The organism is Desulfonatronum sp. SC1, from assembly GCF_003046795.1.
GTDB lineage: Bacteria > Desulfobacterota > Desulfovibrionia > Desulfovibrionales > Desulfonatronaceae > Desulfonatronum.
The window spans coordinates 76,309-84,461 of the sequence record NZ_PZKN01000021.1; the positions used below are offsets into that span (position 1 = coordinate 76,309).

At 61.2% G+C, this 8,153-nt stretch carries 3 protein-coding genes; 2 read left to right on the forward strand and 1 reads right to left on the reverse strand.

Annotated features, from left to right (window positions below):
• Positions 1-103: 103 nt before the first annotated feature.
• Together C6366_RS12160 and C6366_RS12165 are read left to right on the forward strand one after the other, a co-directional pair.
• Positions 104-3,127 carry an AIR synthase-related protein gene (locus C6366_RS12160; RefSeq protein ID WP_107738221.1) on the forward strand — a complete coding sequence of 1,008 codons (3,024 nt, stop codon included), beginning with the start codon at positions 104-106 and terminating at the stop codon, positions 3,125-3,127.
• A gap of 46 nt (positions 3,128-3,173) precedes the next feature.
• A complete protein-coding gene (locus tag C6366_RS12165; protein ID WP_107738223.1) occupies positions 3,174-4,715 on the forward strand; it encodes a DEAD/DEAH box helicase in 1,542 nt (513 codons plus the stop codon).
• Here C6366_RS12165 and C6366_RS12170 read toward each other — a convergent pair.
• Positions 4,712-7,864 (reverse strand): ATP-binding protein, encoded by a 3,153-nt coding sequence (locus C6366_RS12170; protein ID WP_146164843.1) that lies wholly within the window; start codon positions 7,862-7,864, stop codon positions 4,712-4,714. The two genes, C6366_RS12165 and C6366_RS12170, sit on opposite strands and share 4 nt — an antisense overlap.
• Positions 7,865-8,153: the final 289 nt, after the last annotated feature.

Genomic DNA, 8,153 nt, shown 5'->3' on the forward strand with positions numbered 1-8,153 from the left:
GAAATCCATCCCCTACGTTATCGAGCCTTTTCTCGTTCCCATGCCCCAGCGTGGGAACCGTGAACCGTGAACCGTTGAACCCAAAAAGAGAACAGGAGCGCCTATGTTGTGGCGGGTGGAAGTGGGCCTGCGGCCCCATGTGACGGATACCCTGGGAAACCGGATCAGTCGGAAGATTTCCCAGGAGTTGGGTCTGGCCGTGGGCGATGTCCGGACCATCAAGGTCTTTACCGTGGCCGGGCTGGACGAAGCCCAGATCAATCTGGTCTTGGAGCGCCATGTGCTCCACGACCCCATTTTGCATCAAGCTTCCCTGAAGCCCTTGCCTGTTCCGGAAACCGGATTCGCCTGGACCTTGGAAGTGGGGTTTCGGCCCGGAGTGACGGACAACGAAGGCCGGACCGCGGCCCAGAGCGTGGCCATGGTCCTGGGCCTGCCCACGCCTTGGCCCAAGGATTTCGCCGTATACACCTCCACCCGGCACCTGCTTTCCGGAAAGCTCGACGAACACGACGCCCGGCGCATCGCCACGGATTTGTTGGCCAATGAACTGATCCAGCGCTTCGACCTGAAAAGCTTTGCCCAGTGGCAGGCCGAGCCCGGTTTTCCGGCCCGGGCCGCTCAGGTGGTCGGCCGACCCAGCGACGAGGTTCAGGCCATCCCGCTTTCCGGTCTCAGCGACGCGGAACTGCTGGAGATCAGCCGGAAGGGCGTTCTGGCGCTCAGCCTGGAGGAAATGCTGGCCATCCGCGGCTATTATGAGCGGTCGGACGTCCGCGCGGCCCGCGCAGCCCAGGGGCTGCCGGACGCGCCTACGGACGTCGAACTGGAGGCCCTGGCCCAGACCTGGTCCGAGCACTGCAAACACAAGATTTTCAACGCCCAAATAGACTATCGGATCACGAATCCGGACGGTTCCTTGACTACCGAGGGCGCTTCGAAAACCATCAACAGTCTGTACAAGACCTTTATCCAGAACCCCACGGCCCTGTTGCGCCGACGCATGGGCGCGGACGACTTCTGCCTTTCCGTGTTCAAGGACAACGCCGGGGTGATCCGGTTTGACCAGGATCACAACATCTGCGTCAAGGTGGAGACCCACAACAGCCCCTCGGCTCTGGACCCGTACGGCGGGGCCCTGACCGGGATCGTGGGCGTGAACCGCGATCCCATGGGCACGGGTCTGGGCGCGAACCTGCTTTGCAATACCGACGTCTTCTGCCTGGGCTCGCCTTTTTACGATCAACCCCTGCCCCCGCGGCTGCTTCATCCCCGCCGGGTGCTGGAGGGCGTGCGCGAGGGCGTGGAGCACGGCGGGAACAAGTCCGGCATTCCCACGGTCAACGGCTCCTTGGTCTTTCACGAGCGGTTTCTGGGCAAGCCGCTGATCTTCTGCGGGACCGTGGGGATCATGCCGTCCGTGGTCGCCGGACGGCTCAGCCATGACAAGGAGGTCCGGCCCGGAGACGTGATCGTGATGATCGGCGGCCGGATCGGCAAGGACGGCATCCACGGGGCCACCTTTTCCTCCGAGGAACTGCATGAGGACTCCCCGGCCACCGCGGTGCAGATCGGCGATCCCATCACCCAGCGCAAGATGTACGACTTTCTGATGACCGCCAGGGACCGGGGTCTGTACCGGGCCATCACGGACAACGGCGCAGGGGGCTTGAGTTCCTCGGTGGGGGAGATGGCCCAGGACAGCGGCGGCTGCGATCTGGATATGAGTCTGGCTCCTCTGAAGTACGACGGACTGACGCCCTGGGAGATTCTGCTCTCCGAAGCCCAGGAGCGGATGACCGCGGCCGTGGCCCCGGAGGAACTGGACGCCTTCCTGGCCCTGGCCCGGCGCATGGACGTGGAGGCCACGGCCCTGGGGACGTTCACGGACAGCGGGCTGTTCCACATCCGCTTTGGTGACCGGGTGGTGGGCAGCCTGGAGATGGATTTCCTGCACAACGGCACGCCCCAGATGCGCCTGGAGGCCGTTTGGACGCCGCCGGAACAGCATGATGTTCGGATCGAGCTCGGCGGCGACATCGACCATGGCGAACTATTGGAGCGGATTCTCGGAAGGCTCAACGTATGCAGCAAGGAGTACGTCATCCGCCAGTACGACCACGAGGTCCAGGGCGGGAGCGTGATCAAGCCCTTGATGGGCGTCCGGGCCGACGGCCCGACGGACGCGGCGGTGATCCGCCCGCTGCTGGATTCCCACCGGGGTCTGGTGGTCTCCCATGGAATCTGCCCCAAGTTCAGCGATTTGGACACCTACTGGATGACCGCCAATGCCGTGGACGAGGCCGTGCGCAACGCCGTGGCCGTGGGTGCGGATCCCGTGCGGATGGCCGGAGTGGACAACTTCTGCTGGTGCGACCCGGTCCAGTCCGAAAAGACCCCGGACGGCCGCCACAAGCTGGCCCAGCTGGTCCGGGCCAACCAGGCCTTGGCTCACTACTGCCTCGCCTACGGCGTGCCCTGCGTCTCGGGTAAGGACTCCATGAAGAACGACTACTCCGTGGCCGGGGTCAAGATTTCCGTTCCGCCCACCGTGCTCTTCAGCCTGGTGGGCGTGGTGGAGGACGTCCGGGCCTGCGTGTCCTCGGACTTCAAGCAGCCCGGTGATCTGATTTATCTTTTAGGCGTGACCCGCTCCGAGCTGGGCGGCTCCGAACTGGCCGACGACCTCGGGCTGCCTCAAGGGGTAATCCCTCAGGTGGACGCCCTGGCCAATCGCCGACGCTACCACACCCTGCACGCGGCCATCCGCTCCGGCCTGGTCCGGGCGGCCCACGATCTCTCCGACGGCGGCCTGGGGGCGGCTCTCGCGGAAATGGCCATTGGCGGACGCCTGGGCGCGCGGATTGATCTGGCTCAGGTTCCTGCCTGTCCGATAGCTTTGCCCACGACAATCTTGCTCTACAGCGAATCCGCCGGTCGCCTGCTGGTCTGCGTGGCCCCGGACCAAGCGGCGGAATTCGAGGCTCTGTTCGCGGGCCAAGCCCTGTCCCACATCGGTCACGTGGACCAGGGCCCGACATTACGGATCAACAACGCCGACGCCCCGGTGCTCACTGTGTCCGTGGAACGTCTTGCCACAGCGTGGAAGACGACCATGGATTGGTGAGTCTTGGGGAACTATCAAAAATATCTTGACAACCGAGGAGCAACAATTGACCGAAGAGAATACCAATCAACAATCCCAGATAGCTGGCCCGAATCCTGAACTGCCTGAGGCAGAGTTGGCCGGATTGCCAGAGGCGCTGCGAGAGGGCTTTGCCCGTGCAGGGTGGTCGGATCTGACGCTGGTTCAGACCAAGGCCATTCCGTACGTGCTGGCCGGACAAGACGTCATGGTACAGGCCCGGACCGGGAGCGGCAAGACCGGGGCCTTCATCTTGCCCTTGCTGGAGCGGATCGATGTTTCCCGGCCGGATTGTCAGGCCCTGGTGCTGACTCCTACACGGGAGTTGGCCCGGCAGGTGGCCGAGGAGGCCAAGGTTTTGGCCGGGGAGAGCGGGTTGAACGTGGTTCCGGTCTACGGCGGCGTGGGCTACCAGGCCCAGCGGGACGCCTTTCGTCAGGGCGCGCATTTAGTGGTGGGCACTCCGGGCCGGATTCTGGATCACCTGCTCGGTCGCAACCTTACTTTGGATCGTCTGCGCACCCTGATCTTCGACGAGGCGGACCGGATGCTTTCCGTGGGCTTTTACCCGGACATGCGCGAATTGCAGCGCTACCTGCCGTCCTCGGGCTACGACGCCTTCATGTTCTCGGCCACCTACCCGGAAAGCGTGATCCGCTTGGGTCGTGAGTTCTTGAGCGAGCCGGCCTTTCTCGGCCTGTCCGGGGATCAGGTGCATATCGCGGAGATCGACCATTCCTTCTGCGTGGTTCCGCCCATGCAGCGGGACAAGGTTTTGATCCGCCTGCTGGAGATGGAAAACCCAACCTCGGCGATCATTTTCTGCAACACGAAAAACAACGTGGAGTTCGTGGCGGCGATTCTCAAGCAGTACGGGTTTGACGCCGAGGATATTTCCTCCAACCTCACCCAGAACAAGCGCGAGGAAGTTCTGGCCCGGATCCGTTCCGGCAATCTGCGCTTTCTGGTGGCCACGGACGTGGCCGGACGGGGCATCGACATCCCTGGGCTGTCCCATGTCTTTTTGTACGAAGCCCCGGAGGATCCGGAGTCCTACATCCATCGGGCCGGGCGAACCGGACGGGCCGGAGCTTCGGGCTCGGTGATCACCCTGGTGGACATCATGGAGAAGATCGAGCTGGGTCGGATCGCGACCAGGTTCGGAATCAAGATGCTGGAGCGCCCCGCCCCGGAGGAGGCCGACGTTCTGCCCGCGCTGGAGAACCGGATCACCGTGCTGCTGGAAAACAAGCAACGCCGGTTGACCCTGGCCCAGAAGGAGCGGGCCGCCCGCTTCCTCCCGACCATTCCCAGCTTCGCCCAGAACGAGGACACCGCGGCCTTGCTGGCCCTGCTCCTGGACGAGATGTACCAGCGCTCCATGAACGTCTCCCCGCCTCGCCCCGAGGTCGACGCCGAACCCAAGCTCCGGAAAAAGCCCGCGGCCCAGGCCGCTCAGGCCGATCCTTCCGTCGCGGCGGCCAGGAAGAAACGCCGCCGACGCAAGCCCAAGGCCGAGGAAGCAAACAAAATGCCCGCCGAAGGCGGTTCAGGTGGATCGGAAGGTTAGAAGGACGAGCGCGCCACCAGATCGTACACCGCCGTGAAGTCCCGCTCCAACCGTGGAAGCAGGCTTCGAAGCGCGTCGAGGTCGTTGTTTCGACCCGCGTCCTCCATTTTTCGGGCAGTTTCGGCCAAGTGCGGGCAGCTGCAGTTCAAGGCCGCGCCCTTGAGGCCGTGGGCTTCCTCGCCGACGGCCTGGGCGTCGCCACTGGTCAGGTAGGTCTTGATGGTCTCGATCCGCTGAGTTCCGTTGTCCACCAAAGAGCGCAGAACATCCCGAACCAAGTCGTGATCCCCCATGACCCGGTCCAAGAGTTCCGGCTTGTTGCAGACAACGTCGGTTCCCATGGCCGACTCCATGCAGGATGTGGTCTTCGAAAGAGGCCCGTCGGACGAACTTGTCGGTTGCATCCATTTGATCACGGTTTCGTGCAAGGCCTCGAATCGCAGAGGTTTGGTCAGGTAGTCGTCGAAACCCGCGGCCAGGAATCGTTCCCGGTCTCCATGCACGGCGTGGGCGGTCAGGGCAATGATCGGCGTACGCCGATGGGAGGGCTGAGGGTTGAAACCTGAGACCTGGGGGTCGGAACTCTGACTTCTGGCTTCTGACTCCTGACTTCTTATTTTTCCCGTCGCCTCCAGCCCATCCATGATCGGCATTTCGATATCCATGACCACCAGATCGTAGACCTGCTTTTTCACGGCGACCACGGCTTCTTGTCCATTGTTCGCTGTATCCGGGAAAATGCCTATTTTTTGCAACATCTTCCGGGCCACGAGTTGGTTGACCGGGTTGTCCTCCACCAGCAAGACGCGGAGGCCCGGCTGAACTTGAGGAATCTGTTCCGTTTGTTCGGGCGGGCGTACTTCTCGAAGCATGGTTCGGCTCGGGCTTTCGGAGGCGCATGATCCGGGTTGCTTGCCGAACCGAGCCGTGAACCAGAAGGTGGAGCCCCGGCCTTCAGTGCTTTCCACGCCGATTTTTCCGTCCATCTTTTCCGCCAAACGCTTGGAGATGGCCAATCCGAGGCCGGTGCCGCCGAATTGTCGGGTTGTGGAGGCGTCCACCTGCTGGAAGCATTGAAACAGGAGCTGGAGCTTGTCCGCGGGGATGCCCGGGCCCGTGTCGTGAACATTGAAGCGGAACTGTAGGGTATTGGGTTCACGGATTAATGGTTCACGGTTCACGGTTGGGTCCGTGGTGTCGCCGGTATGTGTTGTATTTGGCGCGACACCGTCGGGCAAAATATTTTTCGCCCCTACGTCAACACCGTCCGTCGTTTTTTCAACCGTTGAACCGTTGAACCGTGAACCGTGAACCTCTCCCTGAACCTCTTCAACCTCAATCCTCACTTCTCCCTTTTCCGTAAATTTCACGGCATTCCCGCACAGATTGAGCAGAATCTGGCGTAGGCGCAGGGGGTCGCCCACAAGGGCGATGGACACGTCGTCATGTATTTGCCAGCCGAGGTGCAGGCCTTTCGTCTGGGCCGTCACGGCCAGCATGTTCACCGTCGCGTCCAGAACCTCGGGCAGGGAAAAAGGCACTTTTTCGAGTTCCAGCTTGTCGGCCTCGATTTTGGAGAAGTCCAGGATGTCGTTTATCAGCCTGAGCAGGGCTTCGCCGCTGGCATGGATCACCTGGGCGTATTCGGACTGTTCCTCGTTCAACTCCGTATCCAGGAGCAATTCGGTCATGCCCACCACGCCGTTCATGGGTGTACGGATTTCGTGACTCATGGTGGCCAAAAAGCGGCTTTTGGCGATATTGGCCCGTTCCGCTTCGGCCCTGGCCGTTTTCAACTCTTCCTCTCGACGTTTGCGCCGGATGACGTTGACCAGGAGTTCCGCCAGGACCATGAACAATTTGATCTCCGTGGCCGACCACTCCCTCCGACGCTGGACCGAGTCGAAGCCAACGAATCCGATGCACTCTTGTCCGTTCAACAACGGTAACGAGAGCACGGAGAGGATGTCTTGGTCCGCCAGATGCTTTCGCAACGGGTCGGTTTCGGGCATGGCGCTCACGTCGTTGATGTAAAATGGTTTCCCGGATCGGTGGTGGTTGACCTGGTTCGGTGCTTCGTCGAACGAGACGTTTTGGAGGTTGTTGATTTCAGGCTTAATCTCCGGGGCACTCCATTCATGGGTGTTGCGCATGGTTTGCTGCTGATAATCGTAGGAGAAAATATAAACGCGATCAGTCTTGGAAAACGCTCCTACCCGGGCCAGGGCTTCCTGCAGGGCCTCGTCCAGGAAATCCATGGGCACGTTCAGGAAGAGCAGGGAAAGGTCCATGAGCAGGTGCTGCAGGTCGATCTGGTACTGGATTTGCTCGCGGGCCGCGACCCGTTCACTGATGTCCTGGACCGCTGAAAAAATGTGCGGTTCTCCATGAAAATGAATCATCCTGGCGAACATCAGTCCGGTGAGCCTCTTTTGGTTTTTCATCCGAAAACTGGCTTCAAAGTGGGAGCATGCTCCATTTTTTCGCAGCAATTCCAGGAACATGTCACGCTGTTCGGGATGTTCCCAAATATTCAATCCCAGCGTGGTCTTTCCCTGGATTTCGTGGCGACTGAAGCCGCTCAGGGCCATGAAGGCCTCATTGGTTTCAATGATTTCGCCGTCTTTCATTCGGGTCAGGATCAGCGGGTTGGGGCTGGCATGGAACAGGGTCTGAAAACGCTCCTGGGTCTCGCGCAGGTTCCGTTCCATCCGGTGTCGGTCGGTAATGTCGGACAAGGTCAGCAGGAGTCTGCTCTGGTTGTCCACCATCAGCCGGGCCGTGGCCCCCAGCAGGACCATGTCCCTATGGCCCTCGCCGCTGACCAGCGTGGTCCGGAATTCGATGTCCTGAAACGAGATACCGGTTTGGAGCGTGCTCTGCATGGCGTTATTCAGCTCGCAAACGGCGCAGCTCTCGCCGTATCCGCAACCTCGCGGGTGCTCCTGGGCCCTGATGCATCCGAACGCGCCGCAGGCCCGGCCGAGGTGCAGGTCTTCGACGCTCATGTCCAAGAAGTCGCGCATGGCCCGGTTGGCGAACAGGATGCGTTGTTCGTCGTCCAGGACGCAGAGCAGGGCCGGGGTGCTGTCGAACACGGCCATGATCTCGTCGGTCATGTTCGAGGTAGGTGAGAGATATTCAGACATATTGAGGGGAGACGGTTGGTGACGCAATGAGGAATGCCCTCATGCATTTTCGCGACACTACGAAAACGGCACCAGGGAGGCAAGACATTCATGAGGTTGGACTGGACTTCCAGTGCTGATCGGTCGGCGATCCGAGAGTGTTTCGGGAGCTTTTCGAGAAGCCTTGTGGTTCATTTTGGAACCTTGTAGGAAAAATGGAGATGAACCGGAAAGGTTGAGAGCCCGAGCGGGACTGCTTGAGCAAGGATGACGGTCCGGGCTGTACGGATCATCTGGCGCCCCGCCCACC